General features: G+C 57.8%; 18 protein-coding genes. 7 read left to right on the top strand and 11 right to left on the bottom strand.

The genetic code is table 11. The features are described from left to right. Positions 1–5: 5 nt before the first annotated feature. From RHM69_RS04445 to RHM69_RS04435, 3 genes are all read right to left on the bottom strand, one after another. A complete protein-coding gene (locus tag RHM69_RS04445) occupies positions 6–1,166 on the bottom strand; it encodes a dermonecrotic toxin domain-containing protein (protein ID WP_200599205.1) in 1,161 nt (386 codons plus the stop codon). A 235-nt stretch (positions 1,167–1,401) separates the two neighbouring features. Then, complete coding sequence (hppD, locus tag RHM69_RS04440) at positions 1,402–2,478, bottom strand: 4-hydroxyphenylpyruvate dioxygenase (protein WP_200599163.1); 1,077 nt, start codon at positions 2,476–2,478, stop codon at positions 1,402–1,404. Positions 2,479–2,724: 246 nt separating this feature from the next. Continuing rightward, entirely contained in the window at positions 2,725–3,648 is a 924-nt protein-coding gene (locus RHM69_RS04435) for a DMT family transporter (protein WP_019817072.1), read from the bottom strand. 77 nt (positions 3,649–3,725) lie between these two features. Here RHM69_RS04435 and RHM69_RS04430 point away from each other — a divergent pair, with 77 nt between their 5' ends. The 3 genes from RHM69_RS04430 (at position 3,726) to RHM69_RS04420 (ending at position 6,964) form a co-directional block, all read left to right on the top strand. Beyond that, positions 3,726–4,604, top strand: coding sequence for a LysR family transcriptional regulator (locus tag RHM69_RS04430; protein WP_122300861.1), 879 nt, complete (start codon positions 3,726–3,728; stop codon positions 4,602–4,604). A 255-nt stretch (positions 4,605–4,859) separates the two neighbouring features. Beyond that, the gene (locus RHM69_RS04425; protein WP_200599162.1) at positions 4,860–6,404 is read left to right on the top strand and encodes an EAL domain-containing protein; all 1,545 of its coding nucleotides are present in this window, start codon (positions 4,860–4,862) and stop codon (positions 6,402–6,404) included. Positions 6,405–6,598: 194 nt separating this feature from the next. Further along, the gene (locus RHM69_RS04420; protein ID WP_014718508.1) at positions 6,599–6,964 is read left to right on the top strand and encodes a histone-like nucleoid-structuring protein, MvaT/MvaU family; all 366 of its coding nucleotides are present in this window, start codon (positions 6,599–6,601) and stop codon (positions 6,962–6,964) included. 111 nt (positions 6,965–7,075) lie between these two features. Here the strand turns inward: RHM69_RS04420 and RHM69_RS04415 are convergent, their stop codons facing one another. Next, a complete protein-coding gene (locus RHM69_RS04415; protein ID WP_014718509.1) occupies positions 7,076–7,612 on the bottom strand; it encodes a DUF4946 domain-containing protein in 537 nt (178 codons plus the stop codon). A 179-nt stretch (positions 7,613–7,791) separates the two neighbouring features. Between RHM69_RS04415 and gloA the strand changes: the two genes are divergently transcribed. Further along, positions 7,792–8,313 carry a lactoylglutathione lyase gene (gene gloA, locus RHM69_RS04410; protein ID WP_003191301.1) on the top strand — a complete coding sequence of 174 codons (522 nt, stop codon included), beginning with the start codon at positions 7,792–7,794 and terminating at the stop codon, positions 8,311–8,313. Positions 8,314–8,445: 132 nt separating this feature from the next. Here the strand turns inward: gloA and ahpF are convergent, their stop codons facing one another. From ahpF to RHM69_RS04395, 3 genes are all read right to left on the bottom strand, one after another. Then, a complete protein-coding gene (gene ahpF, locus RHM69_RS04405) occupies positions 8,446–10,011 on the bottom strand; it encodes an alkyl hydroperoxide reductase subunit F (protein WP_020302758.1) in 1,566 nt (521 codons plus the stop codon). Positions 10,012–10,141: 130 nt separating this feature from the next. Then, on the bottom strand, positions 10,142–10,705 hold the full coding sequence (ahpC, locus tag RHM69_RS04400; RefSeq protein ID WP_003191303.1) for an alkyl hydroperoxide reductase subunit C: 564 nt from the start codon (positions 10,703–10,705) through the stop codon (positions 10,142–10,144). Between the two features lie 133 nt (positions 10,706–10,838). After that, positions 10,839–11,771: a site-specific integrase gene (locus RHM69_RS04395; RefSeq protein WP_038450197.1), complete on the bottom strand. Its 933-nt coding sequence runs from the start codon at positions 11,769–11,771 to the stop codon at positions 10,839–10,841. Positions 11,772–11,940: 169 nt separating this feature from the next. Here RHM69_RS04395 and RHM69_RS04390 point away from each other — a divergent pair, with 169 nt between their 5' ends. Then, on the top strand, positions 11,941–12,948 hold the full coding sequence (locus RHM69_RS04390; RefSeq protein ID WP_019817078.1) for a DNA-binding protein: 1,008 nt from the start codon (positions 11,941–11,943) through the stop codon (positions 12,946–12,948). Here the strand turns inward: RHM69_RS04390 and gorA are convergent, their stop codons facing one another. Both gorA and galU read right to left on the bottom strand, forming a co-directional pair. Beyond that, positions 12,949–14,307 (bottom strand): glutathione-disulfide reductase, encoded by a 1,359-nt coding sequence (gene gorA / locus RHM69_RS04385; protein WP_200599161.1) that lies wholly within the window; start codon positions 14,305–14,307, stop codon positions 12,949–12,951. It abuts the gene before it with no gap. A gap of 105 nt (positions 14,308–14,412) precedes the next feature. Beyond that, a complete protein-coding gene (gene galU, locus RHM69_RS04380) occupies positions 14,413–15,252 on the bottom strand; it encodes a UTP--glucose-1-phosphate uridylyltransferase GalU (RefSeq protein WP_003173830.1) in 840 nt (279 codons plus the stop codon). 311 nt (positions 15,253–15,563) lie between these two features. On the opposite strand from galU, the gene RHM69_RS04375 reads away from it, so the two are divergent. Together RHM69_RS04375 and RHM69_RS04370 are read left to right on the top strand one after the other, a co-directional pair. Then, positions 15,564–15,749: a hypothetical protein gene (locus tag RHM69_RS04375; RefSeq protein WP_003191311.1), complete on the top strand. Its 186-nt coding sequence runs from the start codon at positions 15,564–15,566 to the stop codon at positions 15,747–15,749. Between the two features lie 139 nt (positions 15,750–15,888). Then, positions 15,889–16,170 (top strand): hypothetical protein, encoded by a 282-nt coding sequence (locus RHM69_RS04370; RefSeq protein ID WP_003191312.1) that lies wholly within the window; start codon positions 15,889–15,891, stop codon positions 16,168–16,170. Positions 16,171–16,175: 5 nt separating this feature from the next. Here the strand turns inward: RHM69_RS04370 and RHM69_RS04365 are convergent, their stop codons facing one another. Beyond that, positions 16,176–16,406 (bottom strand): hypothetical protein, encoded by a 231-nt coding sequence (locus RHM69_RS04365; protein WP_003191314.1) that lies wholly within the window; start codon positions 16,404–16,406, stop codon positions 16,176–16,178. A gap of 144 nt (positions 16,407–16,550) precedes the next feature. Continuing rightward, on the bottom strand, positions 16,551–16,901 hold the full coding sequence (locus RHM69_RS04360; protein WP_003191317.1) for a hypothetical protein: 351 nt from the start codon (positions 16,899–16,901) through the stop codon (positions 16,551–16,553). Between the last annotated feature and the right edge of the window lie 98 nt (positions 16,902–16,999).

Raw genomic sequence — 16,999 nt, 5'->3', positions numbered from 1 at the left:
TTGAGTCAGGTCCTGACTTCGGTTGTCGGCACATCAGGTGTGCCGGCAACTTGTTCAATGACGTTGGCGGTATCTTCCAACCTCTCTCGCCACTTACCGTAATAGGGGATGTTGTGTTGAGCTTGGTTGCCTGCGCTTTCCAGCTTGGCATCCATCTCTTGCTGATCGACACCAAACAGCTTGCCGATACGGTTGTCGCGGTTCAATTCAAGCAACGTTCCTTTGACGGGGTCTTTCGCGATGGTTTCGATGGAGTGGGCTATGTCTTCAGGAACACCCAGCGCTTTCAACGCGGTGGCGAGGCCATGCCCAGGACTTCTGAGTTGCTTCAGGAATTCGTCGTAAAGACCGTTTAGATTATTGGCATCCACATTGTCCAAGGAAACACTGGCTATTTTTTTGCGGAACGCATTGAACGTCATGGGTTCAAGCGGTTTGTTTTCGTTCAACCCATTTTGAACGAAATAAAATCTGCGCTTCTTGGCGTCCTTTTTTTGTCCCTCGCCGTACAAGTTTCCATAAGCGTCGTAACTATAGACGATGGCTTCTCCATCTGGCCGATATCCGACATAAAACGCCTTGCCATCAGGTTCCAGTTTATAGAGCTGTGTTCGCACCAGCCCGTCGACCTGAACCGGAGGGATCGAAGTGTCCTTGTTTAAACGCTCGAAGATATTCCCCTTCTCATAACCAAAACTTCCTACCACTGCATTGCTATCGCCATCAGCGAACATGCCAAATTTCTGGTTGACCCGCTCCTCCTGCTTGGGCGCTTGATCATTGGCAAAATGCTTCGTAAATCGCTTGCGCTCAATCGGATCATTGGCCACGTCTTTGAGCCAGTCTGTCATCTGCTGCGCATTATCGAACTCATGAAACGAGGTCACGTCGTCTTCCGGCATGTACAGGACGAAATTAGGCCCCTCTTCTGTAAGTGGCACCCGCTTGATCATTATCAGGTCGTTGGACTGAACACCATCAACGGCAAATGTCGAGACCTGCACCCCTGGACTTCCCGGTTTGTTGGGTGACAGCGCGGCCTCCGTCAGTTGATGCGCTTTGGCGGTGAGTGTGTTGCCCACATACTCGGTTTCACTGTCATCGAGAAACTTTTTACGCGCCTGATCGACTGGGTCTGCATTACCGGCTGAGCGAACATTGCGCACAGGCCCTATCTGCTCGGTTGATGTAGATGGGCCAATCGGGCGTTGAAGGGGAGGAGAATTCACATTCATAAGAGGGCCTCTTGATATTGGACACGCAGAAATTGTCTGCGCCCTACCCTCTGAGTGATATTTCAAGAAGCGTCTGTTCCCAATAAACCACAGGCCATTTGCAACACGCTGCATCAGGCACAAAACAGCCCGGTAAAAACCGGGCTGTTTTGCTTTAGCCTGTCGATCAATCGGCGGTCAGCACACCACGACGCACCTGGTCGCGCTCGATCGACTCGAACAGCGCCTTGAAGTTGCCCTCTCCAAACCCATCGTCGCCTTTACGCTGGATGAATTCGAAGAACACCGGGCCCATCAGGGTTTCCGAGAAGATCTGCAGCAGCAGGCGCTTGTCACCGGCAGCCGACGAGCCATCCAGCAGGATACCGCGCGATTGCAATTGATCCACTGGCTCGCCATGGTTCGGCAGGCGACCTTCGAGCATTTCGTAGTAAGTGTCTGGCGGCGCGGTCATAAAGCGCATGCCGATCTTCTTCAGCGCGTCCCAGGTCTTGATCAGGTCGTCGGTGAGGAACGCTACGTGCTGGATCCCCTCGCCATTGAACTGCATCAGGAACTCTTCGATCTGCCCGGCGCCCTTGGACGACTCTTCGTTCAACGGGATCCGGATCTGGCCGTCCGGCGCGCTCATGGCCTTGGAGGTCAGGCCGGTGTACTCGCCCTTGATATCGAAATAACGCGCTTCACGGAAGTTGAACAGCTTCTCGTAGAAATTGGCCCAATAGATCATGCGCCCGCGATAGACGTTGTGGGTCAGGTGGTCGATGACCTTCAGGCCAGCGCCTACCGGATGGCGGTCAACGCCTTCAAGGTAGACGAAGTCGATGTCGTAGATCGAGTTGCCTTCGCCGAAACGGTCGATCAGGTACAACGGCGAACCGCCAATGCCTTTGATCGCCGGCAGGTTCAATTCCATCGGGCCGGTGTCGATGTGGATCGGCTGGGCGCCCAGTTCCAGGGCGCGCTTGTAAGCCTGCTGCGAGTCCTTGACCCGGAACGCCATGCCGCACACCGACGGGCCGTGCTCGGCCGCGAAGTAGGAAGCGAGGCTGTCAGGTTCGTTGTTGAGGATCAGGTTGATCTCGCCCTGGCGATACAGGTGCACGTTCTTGGAACGGTGGGTGGCCACTTTGGTGAAGCCCATGATCTCGAAGATCGGCTCCAGTGTGCCCGGGGTCGGCGAGGCGAATTCGATGAATTCAAAGCCCATCAGGCCCATTGGGTTTGCATGTTGGTCGGTCATGTTCGGTGCCTCATCATTCTTGTAGGTAGCAATTGTTTAGTTGCGAGCAAGGATGAGGCTGGAGGGTGGCGCACAAGAAAGGCCTCGCACGCTGCGGGCGAGAAAGTCACCAAAGATGAGGGGGGAGCCAAGTAGCTTCATGGTGTCATCAGTCTCTGACGGCCGAGGCTTGCGTGAGCGCAAGTCCATATTCTTGTATGCGTAAACTGATTCTACACAGCGTAACCGGGTTTGTCCGTAGTCTTATCAAATCCCCATTACCCTGCCCTGCGCAAGGGGTTTGTTACACAGGTAGATGCCCAGCAGGATGACCGCCCCCCCCACCCACATCGCCATCGTCAGCGGTTCGTCCAGCAGCACCGCGCCGCAAATGACCGCCGTCAATGGGTTGAGCGCGATGAACACCCCGGACCGTGTGGCGCCTATGCGACGAATGCCATCGTAATAGCCGATATACGCCAGCGCCGACCCCATCACGCCCAGGTACATCAGGCTGAGCAGTTGCGGCAGATCAATAGCGTGCAGCCCTGCCATGGTCACGCTGGGTGAAACCAGCGCCGTAACGCTTAGCATCAGCGTGCCCAGCAGCACCGACCAGGTCACGGTCTGCAACGGCCCCAGGCTCTGATTGAGCCCACGGGAGAACAGCGTGTAAACGCCCCACCCCGCCACGCAACCGAGGATCAGCAGGTCACCGGCCCAGGCCATGGTCGCGCCCTGCAATGCCTGGGGATTGCGACTGATGATGACGGTCGCCGCGCCTGCCAGGCACAACGCGATACCGATACATTTGATGCGGCCCAGGCGCTCCTTGAACAACCACCAGGACGCCAGGCCGATCACCGCCGGGTTCAACGCGACAATCAACGAGGCGCGTGACGCATTGGTGTACTGCAGCCCATAAAAGAAGCACAGGTTGTAAAAGAAAATCCCGAAGAACCCCAACACCGCCAATTGGCCCCATTGGCGCGTGCTGGGGCGCACCAGGGCCGTGCGCGAAACGACCATGTACAGCAGCAATGCTGCGCTGGCCAAGGTGAAGCGCAGAGTGGCGGCCAGCAGCGGGTGGACCTGATCAGCCAGGTAGCGCCCTGCGACAAAGGTGCCGCCCCAGATCATGGTGACAGCGGCAAGCTTCAGATAAGTGAGGCCATCGGCGACGTGACGCATAAGGCGGTGCTCAGGTGAGGGACGAATGGGCGTATTCTTTGGCTAATCACTCCTCATCGTAAAATGAGCCTTTACTCATGACCCTGACCCAACTGGAAATCTTTTCTCTGGTGGCCGAACTGCAAGGTTTTACCAGTGCGGCGCATCGCCTGGGTATCAGCCAGTCGGCGGTGTCCCACGCGATCAAGGCCTTGGAGCAGGAACTGGGGGTGGAGTTGTTTCGGCGCCATCAGACGGCGGTGGAACTGAGCGAAATCGGCGCACAATTGCTGGGACGCGCCCGGGCCATGCTGGGGCTGGCCAACACCTTGCAGCAGGAAGCGGCGGATGCACGCGGCATGAAGCGTGGCACGCTGCGTATCGGCTCGTTCGGGCCGACGGCGTCGGTTCGGTTGTTGCCGCCTCTCCTCAGGCGCTTTCGCCAGGTTTATCCGGGTATTGAAGTGCATGTGGATGAAGGGCCTGATCGCCAGGTCATTCAGTGGCTGGATGAGCGCCGGGTGGATATCGGTTTTGTGGTGCTGGAGCAGGAACGCTTCGATACGGTCGCGTTGCTGGAAGATCAACTGGTGGCGCTGCTACCGGCCGGGCACCGGTTGGCCGCCCTTGAGGCCGTGCCCCTGCAAGCGCTCTGCGATGAACCCTTTATTCTGACTGAAGCCGGCTCGTCGGAGCTGGTGATGCGCTTGTTCAGTCAAGCCCGATTGCAGCCCAAAGTCCGGTACCGCTGTGCGCAGTTGCTCAGTACGTTGGAGGCGGTCAGTCGGGGCGATGGTTTGAGTGTGGTTGCGCAGGCCTCCTTGCCGGAACATAGCGACTGGCGTTATGTGGCGTTGCCATTGGCGCCGCAGGTCCCACGCCGGATCGGACTGGCGGTGCTGGATCGACGACAGTCCTCCCCGGCTACCCTGGCATTCATCGAGCTGGCGCAAGGGTTGTACCCCTCGCTCACTTAGTGACCTGGCTATGCGCAGCGTCCTCTCATGCGTCGCACCCTACATAGTCACCCAATGTAGTGAAACGCAGCGTCGGCGACACCCTCCACACTCTGTACTTCAACGGACTTTGCGGGTTCGGGCGGGGGCGGTGCCTGATCCCCGCCACCACTGACCGAACGGCGAGGTCAACCCGCTTGAAACAAGTGAGCAGGCCTGCGTAATGCCATCTATCATCGGCTTATCTCACTCTTTTTCTCGCGACTGACTGCCCCTATGCCCCTGACTGTCAAAGGCCCACGAAGCCGAGCCGCACGCTATTTCATCAGTGCAACCAGCGGCGTGTTGCCCATCTTGCTGGGGGTTGTGATTCTGTACTGGCAAGCCGAGCGCACCCTTGAGCAAAGCACGGCGCAAACCGCTCAAGAAGCGGTCCGCCAGTTCGACCTGATGCTCGACAATACCGCCATCGCTGCCCAGGCTTTGCTGCCGCTGGCCGGTAAACCTTGTGACAGCAGCGCCAAGTTGGCGCTACGTGAACAAGTCACGCGCCGGCCGTTTGTGCGGGCCACGACGCTGTCCTGGCAGAAAAACATCTATTGCAGCTCGTTGTTTGGCGGTCGCTACCAATCGCCCGTCAACCCGGACGACTATGTGGATGGGCGCCTGTGGTTGATGAAAGGTAACCCCGTTACACCCGATACCGCCCTGCTGGTGTACCGCCTGGTGGAAGGCGATCAAGGCGCGTTTGCCTCGGTTGACGGTTACCACCTCACCAACGCCTTGCGCTTGATCAGCCGTTACGCGTACTTGGTATTGCAAGTCGGCCCGAACTGGCTGGGGGCCGACGGCAAGGTGCATCAAGGCGCGTTGCCGGTATTTGCCGTGGCCCCACAACGCCTGGCTTCCGAGCGCTATCGCTACAGTGTCGAAGCCGGGATGCCCGAGGGTGAAGTCTGGCGCTACATGCAGGCGCGGTATCCGGCGCTGTTCAGCCTGGTGGTGTTTTTCGGCATATTGGCGGGGCTGCTCGCTCACTGGCTGCAAAAACGCTCGTCCGCGCCAACCCACGAGTTACAACGCGCCTTGGGCGCCAATGAGTTCATCCCGTATTTCCAACCGGTGGTACGGGGTGACACACGCCAATGGGCCGGCTGTGAGGTGCTGATGCGCTGGAGGCATCCCAAAGAAGGCCTGGTGCGCCCGGACCTGTTTATTCCCCTGGCCGAAGACTCTGGCCTGATCGTGCCGATGACCCGCGCCCTGCTGCGCCAGACCGCCGCGCAACTGGCGCCCCATGCCGCACGTTTCAGCCCCGGCTTTCATATCGGCGTGAACATCACTGCACGCCATTGCCATGACATGGCGCTGGTGCAGGACTGCCAGGAATTTCTGGCCGCGTTCCCACCCGGCCAGGTCACCCTGGTGCTGGAGCTGACTGAGCGGGAGCTGATCGAACCCACCGAGACCACCCGCCGGCTGTTCGAGGCCCTGCATCAACTGGGCGTCATGATCGCCATTGATGACTTCGGCACCGGCCACTCCAGCTTGGGCTATTTGCGCAATTTCAATGTCGACTACTTGAAGATCGATCAAAGCTTTGTCGCCATGATCGGTGCAGATGCGCTGTCGCGGCATATTCTCGACAGCATCATAGAGTTGTCGGTCAAGCTGGATCTAGGCATTGTTGCCGAAGGTGTAGAAACAGCCCAACAGTGTGAATACCTCGTGGCCCAAGGCGTGGATTTCCTACAGGGTTACCTGTTTGGCCGACCATTACCCTGCGATGAATTCATTAAATCCTTGGGGATCGTTGAATAGCCTTGCGCGGTCTACGATGAAAGATTGGTCTTTCTTTAAAAGACATGATTTACTCGGAATGAATTAACTACTACAATTTTTTCTGCCTGTGCAGAACTCGCAGAAGGGTCTTTTTCGTTGACGTGGCTTAACGTTCTTGGCTTATAGCTTTGTCTGCAGTTGATATCCGCAACTACATTATTGGAGTACAGATTTTGTCCAGACTCGCCGAATTTCGCGCAGCAGAAAAAGCCCTTCAAGAGCAGCTTGCACAGCTGGAATCTTTGAAGAATGACGCTGGCTTGAAGAAAGAAATCGAATTCGAAGAAAAGCTCAAGACGCTGATGGGCAAATACGACAAAAGCTTGCGCGACGTGATCGCTATCCTCGACCCAGCGCCACGCAAAGGCGGCGCACCGGCCGCCGCCGCGCCAAAACAGCGCCGCGCACGGGTGGTCAAGGTTTACCACAACCCGCATACCGGCGAGCTGATCGAGACCAAAGGTGGCAACCACCGCGGCCTTAAAGCCTGGAAAGAACAGTACGGCGCTGCCACTGTAGATTCCTGGCTTCGCGGCTGAAACATGTACTAAAAAAAAGCCCCGCATACGCGGGGCTTTTTTTGCTCTAGCGGTTCGGAATCGAATTTAACTTAGCGTTCACATTGTTCACATTCGCTCAGCTTGAGCGGGTCAAAGTTTCAGACTGTTACGCACCGAACTGATTTCCTCCTTGCTCGCCTCGTACGCTTGCGCTTGGCCCGCGTATGAAAATACATAGGCCTTATCGACATCCAGCGCACCGACTAATGTTTGCGACAATACGTGTCGACCGTTCTCGGTAATCACACAGGTAGTTTCCAGCGCGTCAAGCCGACTCAATGTCGTGGGGTGCATTTTGCTGCACACGCTTTGATAACCGCCACGGGCAAAGTCTTTCTGGATCGACTTGCGCATCTCCAGCAACACGCCGGGAAGATTAACTTTATGGCCGGTTTCAATCGGCGTCCCGGTCAACTCCATCACCATCAACGTGGCGCCATTTTCATCATTCTTGATCGCTCGCTGCCGGGACACTGCTTGGGGTTTGGCAGGGAGTTCGTCGTCAGGCACGACTTCTTCGACCTGCCAACCGCTGGGCCAATGGACCTGCGGGTCAGCTGCCAGCACAAACGGGCTGCCCAACAACACGCACACAGCACTCAACAGCGGCCTACGAAACTCGATCATTGCAAAAAACACCCAAGGTTCCAGCCGCAAAGTGTGCGGCCCGGCGCGCGCTGACCGCAAGGGTTTAGCGCGCTTTTTCATTTGGCGCAGCCGGTGCGCCTTGCGTATCATGGCCCGCCTGCATGGAGGCAGGCCGCAAGCCAATGGACCGCTCATCTCACATTTTTTCTGGAGGGCCCATGAGCCTGCACGAATTGAACACCTTCCCGGGCGTCACTGCCCAACCCGACAACGCTACGGCAAACTTCGTGTTCAACCACACCATGTTGCGGGTCAAGGACATCACCAAGTCGCTGGACTTCTACACGCGCATCCTGGGTTTCTCCCTGGTCGAGAAACGTGACTTCCCGGAAGCCGAATTCAGCCTGTACTTCCTGGCCCTGGTGGACAAGGCCCAGATCCCGGCCGACGCCGCCGAGCGTACCCAATGGATGAAATCGATTCCGGGCATCCTCGAACTGACCCACAACCACGGCACCGAAAACGATGCCGACTTTGCCTACCACAACGGCAACACCGACCCACGCGGCTTTGGCCATATCTGCATCTCGGTGCCGGACATTGTGGCGGCGTGCGAACGTTTCGAAGCCTTGGGCTGTGATTTCCAGAAACGCCTGACGGATGGCCGCATGAAGAGCCTCGCGTTCATCAAGGACCCGGATGCCTATTGGGTTGAGATCATCCAGCCGGCGCCGATGTAATAAGCACTGCGTGACGCGGAGCGTCACCGGATGCATTCCCCCGCGGAGCGTGGGAACGAGAATCCCGCGCCGGGCGTGGGAACGAGAAAAACCCCATGATCGCTCATGGGGTTTTTCATTTTCAGCCCAGGATTACGCCGGAGCAGAGGTGCGGATCAAGTGATCGAACGCGCTCAACGAAGCCTTGGCGCCCTCGCCTACTGCAATCACGATCTGCTTGTACGGCACGGTGGTTACGTCACCGGCGGCGAACACGCCAGGCAGTGAAGTCTCGCCACGGGCATCGACAATGATCTCGCCGCGCGGCGACAGCTCTACCGTGCCTTTGAGCCAGTCGGTGTTGGGCAGCAAGCCAATCTGCACGAAGATGCCTTCCAGGTCGATGGTCTTGAACTCACCGCTGTCGCGGTCCTTGTAGGCAAGGCCGGTGACTTTCTGGCCATCGCCTTTGACCTCACTGGTCAATGCACTGGTAATCACATCCACGTTCGGCAGGCTGTAGAGCTTGCGTTGCAACACGGCGTCGGCGCGCAGCTTGCTGTCGAACTCAAGCAAGGTGACATGGCTGACGATACCGGCCAGGTCAATGGCCGCTTCCACGCCGGAGTTACCGCCGCCGATCACCGCCACACGCTTGCCTTTGAACAGCGGGCCATCGCAGTGCGGGCAGAAGCACACGCCGCGGGCTTTGTATTCCTGCTCACCGGGCACACCCATCTCTCTCCAGCGGGCGCCTGTGGCCAGGATCACGGTCTTGGACTTGAGGGTCGCACCGCTTTCGAAGCGAATTTCGTGCAGCTCCCCGGCATTTTTCGCCGGTACCAGGCTGCTAGCGCGTTGCAGGTTCATGATGTCCACATCGTACTGACGCACATGGGCTTCCAGCGCACTAGCCAGTTTCGGCCCTTCGGTTTCCTGTACCGAGATAAAATTCTCGATGGACATGGTGTCCAGTACCTGGCCACCAAAGCGTTCAGCCGCCACACCGGTACGAATACCTTTACGTGCCGCGTAAATGGCAGCCGAGGACCCGGCGGGGCCACCGCCAACCACCAGGACGTCGAAGGCGTCCTTGGCGCTGATTTTTTCCGCGGCTTTCTCGATACCGCTGGTGTCGAGCTTGGCGAGGATTTCTTCGAGGCCCATGCGGCCCTGGCCAAAGTTGACTCCGTTCAAGTAGACACTCGGGACCGCCATGATCTGGCGCTCATCGACTTCAGCCTGGAACAGCGCGCCATCAATCGCAACGTGGCGAATGTTCGGGTTCAGCACGGCCATCAGATTCAGCGCCTGGACCACGTCCGGGCAGTTCTGGCACGACAGCGAGAAGTACGTCTCGAAGCTGAACTCGCCTTTGAGAGCGCGGATCTGTTCAATTACTTCGACACTGGCTTTCGACGGGTGGCCACCCACTTGCAACAGGGCCAGCACCAACGAAGTGAATTCATGGCCCATAGGGATGCCGGCGAAACGCAAGCTGATCTCAGCACCCGGGCGGTTGATGGAGAACGATGGCTTGCGCGCATCATTGCCATCGGTGTTCAGGGTAATCAGCGTTGAGAGGCTGGTTACGTCCTGCAAAAGAGCAAGCATTTCCTGGGATTTCGCACCGTCGTCGAGGGAGGCGATGATCTCGATCGGCTGGGTGACCCGTTCCAGGTATGACTTCAACTGAGCTTTAAGATTGGCGTCCAACATACGGGCGATTTCCTGTTCATTCGGTTTATTGCAGACAAAAAAACGCCCGAGCGACTCTCGCCCGGGCGTTTTGAGGGCGGATGCAGCTTACTTAAGTGCGGATACCCGCCCTTGATACGCGTTCACAGACTTAGATCTTGCCGACCAGGTCCAGAGACGGCGCCAGAGTGGCCTCGCCTTCTTTCCATTTGGCTGGGCAGACTTCACCCGGGTGGGCAGCGACGTACTGAGCGGCCTTGATCTTGCGCAGCAGCTCGGAAGCGTCACGACCTACACCGCCGTCGTTCAGCTCAACGATCTTGATCTGACCTTCCGGGTTGATCACGAAGGTGCCGCGGTCTGCCAGCCCAGCCTCTTCGATCAGCACGTCGAAGTTGCGGGAGATGGTCAGGGTTGGGTCGCCAATCATGGTGTACTGGATTTTGCCGATGGCTGGCGACGTGTTGTGCCAGGCAGCGTGGGCAAAGTGGGTGTCGGTAGAAACGCTGTAGATTTCGACGCCCAGCTTCTGGAATTCGGCATAGTTGTCAGCCAGGTCTTCCAGTTCGGTTGGGCAAACGAAGGTGAAGTCGGCTGGGTAGAAGAAGACAACCGACCACTTGCCTTTCAGGTCAGCGTCGGTCACATCGACGAAGCTGCCGTTTTTGAAAGCGGTGGCTTTAAACGGTTTTACTTGGCTGTTGATGATAGGCATCGTTGACTCTCCGTCAGGGGTTAAGAAGTTGATGAGGTGAATCCTACCGGCTCTTACGGTCGATGGCTCATTGGCAAACCTGATGCTGACGATTGGGTTTCTCTATCAGGTGACGCTATTAATAGAAAAAATCTCAAATCAGCGGTTGGGTTGCCAGGGTCATGCCCAGAAACGGCGTCGCTTCAACATAGCGCATCGCAGATTTCATGTCGTTCCAGCCGACGTAACTCATCAGGGACTTCAAATCCCAACCACTGCGATGCGCCCAAGTGGCAAAGCCCCGACGCAGGGAGTGGCTGGTGTATTGATCGGCGGGGATGCCTGCGCGCTCAAGGGCCTGGCGCAATAACGGGATCACACTGTTGGGATGCAAGCCCTCCTCACCCAGGTTGCCCCAGCGGTCGATGCCGCGAAACACCGGGCCGCGCACCAAAGCCGAGGCGCTGAGCCACTCGCTATAAGCCTGCACCGGGCACAGCCGGAGCAACGCTGGGGTCTGGTAGGTTTTGCCGAGGTTGTCCCGGTCACTTTTGCTGCGTGGCAAGTACAGGCTAATGCCTGCGCCTGGCACGGCCTGCACGTGCTCAATGCTTAATCGGCACAGCTCATCACTGCGAAAGCCCCGCCAGAAGCCCAGCAGAATCAGCGCAGCGTCGCGCTTGGCCCGTAGCAAGCGCGGCTGGTCGTGATGCTCGCTGGCCTGTTTGGCTTCAATGTCCAGGGCGGCGATTACTTGCTCCAACTGCGTGAGCTGCAGAGGCTCGGCCTGCCGCTCCCGCGCCGGGTGCACGGCGCGGATGCCCTTGAGCACCTTGCGTACCACCGGCGCCTTCGTCGGGTCGGCAAACCCTTGGCTGGTATGCCATTGCGCCAAGGCCGAGAGCCGCAGTTTCAAGGTGTTGACTGCCAACACCCCGGCATGCGCCACGAGGTAGCGCGCCACGCTGTCGCTGGTGGCCGGCAGGAACCCTCCCCAACTGACTTCGAAATGCTCGATGGCCGCGCGGTAGCTGCGGCGCGTGTTGTCGCGGGTGGCAGCGTTGAGATATCGGTCCAGGTCGCTCATAGGCGTCTTTTCGTACCGCTGACGGGTGAATGGCTGATGAAAATGCTTATGACACGGGATAATACGCCAATATCCCATCTGTTAAATCATGAATTTCAACGAGTTTTTAATCGTGTTACAGTATGTACACACATACTCTGTACCACAGTACTAAATCGACGGAGACCCCATGGCTCGCGGCGGCATAAACAAAGCAGTAGTGCAAACGGCACGCCTGGCGATCCTCGCCCGTGGCGAAAACCCCAGTATCGATGCGGTGCGTATCGAAATGGGTAATACCGGCTCGAAAACCACCATTCATCGCTATTTGAAAGAGCTGGACGAAAGTGAGACGCGCCAGACCATCACCCAAGCGCCGATCGACGATGAGCTTGGTGAACTGGTCGCACGCCTGTCCCAACGCCTGAAAGAGAAGGCCCAAGAGCCGATCGACCTGGCCCTGGCGCAATTCGAGCAACAAAAAGCCGCCCTGCTCGCCCAGGTAGAAACCCTGGAAGAAGCGCACACCCAGCTCAAACAGCAATTTGATATCCAGGCCGCTGCCCTCGCTGAAGAAAGCGCGGCGCTGCAAACTGCCAGCACCAGCCTGCAGACCGAGCAAACCCGTAACGCCGGGCTGAGCCAGGCGTGCAGCGACTACGAGCTAAGGCTCAACGACAAAGACGAGCAGATTCGCTCACTGGAAGAAAAACACCTGCACGCCCGCGATGCGCTTGAGCATTACCGCACTGCCATCAAGGAGCAGCGTGAACAGGAACAGCGTCGCCATGAGGGCCAGTTGCAACAGGTACAGGCCGAATTGCGTCAGGCCCAGCAAAGCGCTCTGGTGCGCCAGGACGAAATCACCCAACTGCATCGCGACAACGAGCGCCTGCTGAGTGAGCAGCGAGTGACAACCAAGGAATTGAATACGCTGCAGGAGCACGCTCGCCAGGACCAGGCGCTACAGTTGAAACTCAAGGAACAGCTCAGCCAGATCGACAGCGAGCGCACCCTGCTCCAGGAGCGCCTACGGGTTGCCGTGCTGGACAGCCAATCGCGCCAAGCGTCACTGCTTGAATATCAGCAGCACAACAAGGCGCTTGAGCTGGACCTGATCAAGGCCCAGGCAAGCATCGAAGCCCTGCGCCTGGCGACCGTCGTTGCAACGGTGCCAGAGGCAGCAGAGCCAAGCTGATCAGGGCGCCACAGGCGTGCGCATGGTGACGAATTCTTCCGCCGCCGTAGGATGCACGCCGATGGTTTCGTCGAAATGCTGCTTGGTCGCGCCCGCCTTGAGCGCGATCGCCAGCCCTTGCACGATCTCACCCGCATCCGGGCCGACCATGTGGCAACCCAATACTTTGTCGGTGTCGGCGTCGACCACCAGCTTCATCAGGGTCTTTTCCTGGCAATCGGTCAGGGTCAGCTTCATCGGCCGGAACCGGCTTTCAAAGATCTGCACGTTGTGGCCATTTTTGCGTGCATCCTCTTCAGTCAGGCCGACTGTGCCGATATTCGGCAGGCTGAACACCGCCGTCGCGATATTGGCGTAATCCACCGGGCGGTATTGCTCGGGCTTGAACAACCGCCGCGCCACGGCCATGCCTTCAGCCAGGGCAACCGGCGTCAGCTGCACACGACCAATCACATCGCCAATCGCCAGGATCGACGGCTCGGCGGTCTGGTAGAGATCATCCACCGCGACGAAACCGCGCTCGTCCAGTTTGACCCCGGTATTTTCCAGGCCCAGGTTATCCAGCATTGGACGGCGGCCAGTGGCGTAGAACACGCAATCGGCTTCCAGCACGCGGCCATCCTTCAAAGTGGCCTTAAGGCTGCCGTCGGCCTGCTTGTCGATACGCTCGATGTCGGCATTGAACCGCAAGTCCAGGCCGCGCTTGGTCAGCTCTTCTTGCAGGTGTTTGCGCACCGAACCGTCAAAGCCGCGCAAGAACAGATCGCCGCGATACAGCAATGACGTTTGGGCGCCCAAGCCGTGGAAGATGCCGGCGAACTCAACGGCGATATAACCACCACCCACTACCAGCACGCGCTTGGGCAGCTCTTTAAGAAAGAATGCCTCATTGGAGCCAATGGCGTGCTCGCGCCCTGGAATCTCAGGGATCTGCGGCCAGCCGCCGGTGGCGATCAGGATGTGCTTGGCAGTGAAGCGCTCACCGTTGATCTCCACCTGATGGGCATCGACCAGGCGTGCATGCCCTTCATGCAGGGTCACGCCGCTGTTGACCAACAGGTTGCGATAGATACCGTTGAGGCGGCTGATCTCACGATCCTTGTTGGCGATCAGGGTCGCCCAATCAAAGTTCGCCTCACCCAGGGACCAGCCAAAGCCGCTGGCCTGTTCAAAGTCTTCGGCAAAATGCGCGCCGTACACCAACAGCTTCTTTGGCACGCAGCCGACGTTCACACAGGTGCCACCCAGGTAGCGGCTCTCGGCCACCGCCACCTTGGCGCCAAAGCCTGCGGCAAAGCGCGCCGCGCGAACACCGCCGGAACCGGCGCCAATTACATACAGGTCAAAATCGTAGGCCATTTCACTCTCCTCGGCAGGACACCAGCATACCGACTTACATGGGGCTAAAAAACGAAAAAGCCACCCGAAGGTGGCTTTCGCTTAAAACGTACCGGCAAGCGTGAATCAGTAAGCCTTGCCCGTCTTGTAGAAATGCTCGTAGCAGAAGTTGGTCGCTTCGATGTAGCCCTCAGCGCCGCCGCAGTCGAAACGCTGGCCCTTGAACTTGTAGGCAATCACGCAACCATCTTTGGCTTGCTTGAGCAGAGCGTCGGTGATCTGGATCTCGCCGCCCTTGCCTGGCTCGGTTTCTTCGATCAGCTTGAAGATGTCCGGCGTGAGGATGTAACGACCGATAATCGCCAGGTTCGATGGCGCGTCTTCCGGTGCTGGTTTTTCGACCATGTCGCGTACGCGGATCAGGCCATCGCCAATATCGTCGCCGGCGATAACACCGTACTTATTGGTTTCGGTTGGGTTGACTTCCATTACCGCAACGATGGTGCAACGGTATTTCTGGTAGAGCTTGACCATCTGGGTCAGCACACCGTCGCCCTCCAGGTTGACGCACAGGTCGTCCGCCAGGACCACGGCGAAGGGTTCATCACCGATCAGCGGGCGGCCGGTGAGGATGGCGTGGCCGAGGCCTTTCATCTGAGTCTGACGGGTGTAGGAGAACGAGCACTCGTCGAGCAGTTTACGGATACCGACCAGGTATTTTTCCTTGTCGGTGCCCTTGATCTGGTTTTCCAGCTCATAGCTGATGTCGAAGTGGTCTTCCAGCGCGCGCTTACCACGACCCGTGACGATGGAGATCTCGTTCAAACCGGCATCCAGTGCCTCTTCCACACCGTACTGAATCAGTGGCTTGTTCACCACTGGCAGCATTTCTTTGGGCATGGCTTTGGTCGCTGGCAAGAAGCGAGTGCCGTAACCGGCTGCTGGGAACAAGCATTTCTTGATCATATGAGTCCTTACAAAGGGCTGTGCGTACGGAATTCGGCGCAGTCTAATCAGGCCGCAGTCACCTTACAATGGGGTCCTGCTGGCGTTGCAATGTCATCATAGAGAAAAAATGTCGGCGTAAGTTCCGCTGATGCTGCATAGCGCATCACCAACGGTCGGCCAGAATCCGACTTGGCCCCTTGTTGAGAAGGGCTGCATTGGTTTTAGCACGCTTTTGCGCCCCTGGCACTGACCCGCAACAACTTGCGCCCCGCCCCGGCATTTGGCGCTATCATGGGCGCCTTGAACCAAGACCACGAGATTGCCAACAGATGTCAGAACCAAAAGGTGTAAACGGCTACCTGATCACGAAGCGAGCGGACGGCTGGCACTTGATCAATTTTCACGGTGACAGCGTTGCCGGCGTATTCGAGACCGAAAGCATGGCGATCGCCGTCGCCGAAGTGTTTGTAGATGAGGCAGGCCATGCATCGAGCAAGCGGCCGAAAACCAAGTAAGCCTCGTTGCACCGCTTTGAAAGCCCCGTTAAGCGGGGCTTTTTTGTTTGTCTGTACCTAGATGGCAGTTCGCTATAACCTTCAGCAACGCCACGACAGTGTCAGCGCGCCCTTCCAATACCCTCGATGACGAACCTTTATGAAAAAAATCCTGGCACTGACCGCAGTACTGGCACTCGCCGGCTGCACCACCGCTTCCGACACCTTGCTGAAAAATGGTGAACAAGGTTTGACCATCGACTGCTCGGGTGAGGCCAATTCATGGGCCAGTTGCTACGAAAAGGCGGACGCATCCTGCGCCGGCACCGGTTACCGCATCGTTGGCACCAATGGCACGCCGGCACTCAAGGAAAGCGACAAGACCCTGGGCCAGGACGTGGGCAACTTCAAAGGCCGTAGCGTGGTGGTGGTCTGCAAGTAACGCTGCTACAGGTGCACTTCAGCGAACTTGATCCCCAGGCCACGCAGGGTTTCGATCAAGTCATCCAGGCGAGCAAATGACTCGACCTCATCCTGTTCGTCCACCAGGAAGTAGCTGCGCCCGCCGCTCTTCTTGAAAAACACGATCCACTCGCCCAGATCGGCGGGGTTCTGGATGACATGGGTGGCCGAGATCTGCCCTTCGGCATGGCGGGCTTTGACGTGTTCTCGTTTCATAACGGGCTTTCCAGAAAAACAAATGCCGCTCAAACCCAGGGTTTGAGCGGCATCTTTGTAGTGAATGCCCGGCAGTTTAACGGATGCAGGCCGTCCCTGCAGGGTGATGGCTTTTTTATCGGGTTTGAGGGGTGGGCCTGTGGCTCAACCGGAAATGCACTCTTCCCCTGCCTTCTTCACGTCGCCCGGGCGGATGGGCACATTGGACATGCTTTCATAAAGCTTGATGCTGCTACCGCTGGAGCGGTCTTCAATTTCAAAGATCGCCGACGGGTCTGCCGAGAACTTCTGCGGCACGATCACCTGAATGCCGTCTTTATGGGGCTCGATCTGCGGCGGCCGACGGGTCGCCTCCAATTTGCGCACCACGCACGCCGCATATTCCTGCGGCTTCTTCCCTGAGATGACCACCAATGTTGGCGGGGTCTGCTTGATATCTGCAACCGAAGCACACCCACCTATTGCCAAGGCCAGCACCAACACACTCCACTTCATACAAAAACCTCCGATAAAGACCCTACGACAGCGGGGATGGTAATTTTCTCCCACCAACGTAGGATTTATCTGTGATAACTCGGTAAATAACTGTTTTA

This window comes from Pseudomonas sp. CCI1.1 (genome assembly GCF_034348165.1).
Taxonomy (GTDB): Bacteria; Pseudomonadota; Gammaproteobacteria; order Pseudomonadales; family Pseudomonadaceae; genus Aquipseudomonas; species Aquipseudomonas paracarnis.
This window is presented reverse-complemented; position numbering and strand designations above follow the sequence as displayed.